Below are 1,085 nucleotides of genomic sequence, written 5' to 3'. Positions count from 1 at the left end.
GCCTCTAACCACCATTTCTTTTAAAATCCTTATTTTATCGGTATTTTTAAGCTTTAAGGTTTGTCTAGGTGCCATCTTGGGTGCCATATACAACAATACAATTCAAAATAAACTTTTTACTTTTGTTGTAATTTATTGTATAGTTTTTCTAAAATTTAGTAAAATTTTCAAACAAAATCTAACTACCAAAATATTGGCATTTAAAAATAAACAAGATTAAACAAACCAGCCTTTCACTATACCAAAAATTTAAAAAGCTGAATTCAAATTTACATTTAAATATCCTGCACATCTAAAAGCAAAATTAATATTTGGCTAATACTTACTTAGCAAGCTCAGACAAGCTTGCTGTAAGGTCTTGTGCCAGACGGGCTAAAAGCAGGCAAAGTTTGATTAATATTTATCAAAAACTACGCCTGCTTTTATTGCAACAAAAAATAAATAAAATATTAACATATTCGCTAGTGCGAGATTTATTTTTGTTGCAAATAGCTATGTTTTTCACAACATAGCTAAAAATATTAATTTGTTATAAAACAATCATTTTTGTGCAGAACAGTAACAAAATTTTCTTATTTAATAAAAAATTAGACAAATACTTAAAATTTTTTTCATCTCATTTGTATATCCAACAGAGGAGTAAAAATGAGAGTTGATAAAATAAAAAGTATAGATGAAGCTTTGGTATTATGCAAAAAAACAAAGGATTTTAGACTTTCAGTTAAAAAATTTAGTAACGATAAAGATATTTTAAAACTTTATACCCTGTGGCTTGATAATTCAAAATGCGTTCTTGACTGTTTAAATATTATTAACCATTTATATGTTTTTGATACTGATTTTATATGCGAAATTTTTAATAAAGTCCAAACTTTTAAAAACGCAAATGACTACGAGATAATGATTTGTTGCTATTTGTCACGATTTGCTAGCTTGGATGAGCGACTCTTAAGGCTTTATTTTTACTGGCTTGACTCATTAGGCAGTATAGGTGAGCAGTATATTTTATTAGCTATCCACTTTGTTGATGATGTAAAGCTAAGGTATGAGCTTATTGATATTTGGCTTTTTAAAGCAAATATTTC

General features: G+C 27.3%; 1 protein-coding gene. It reads left to right on the top strand.

Annotated elements, in window-relative coordinates:
* Positions 1–645 precede the first annotated feature (645 nt).
* A partial coding sequence (locus CDOM16190_RS10485) for a hypothetical protein (RefSeq protein ID WP_170020782.1) occupies positions 646–1,085 on the top strand: 440 nt, incomplete at its 3' end.

The organism is Campylobacter sp. RM16190 (assembly GCF_012978835.1).
Lineage (GTDB): Bacteria > Campylobacterota > Campylobacteria > Campylobacterales > Campylobacteraceae > Campylobacter_A.
The sequence above is the reverse complement of the archived record's forward strand: the minus strand, read 5'-3'. Positions and strand labels throughout refer to the sequence as shown.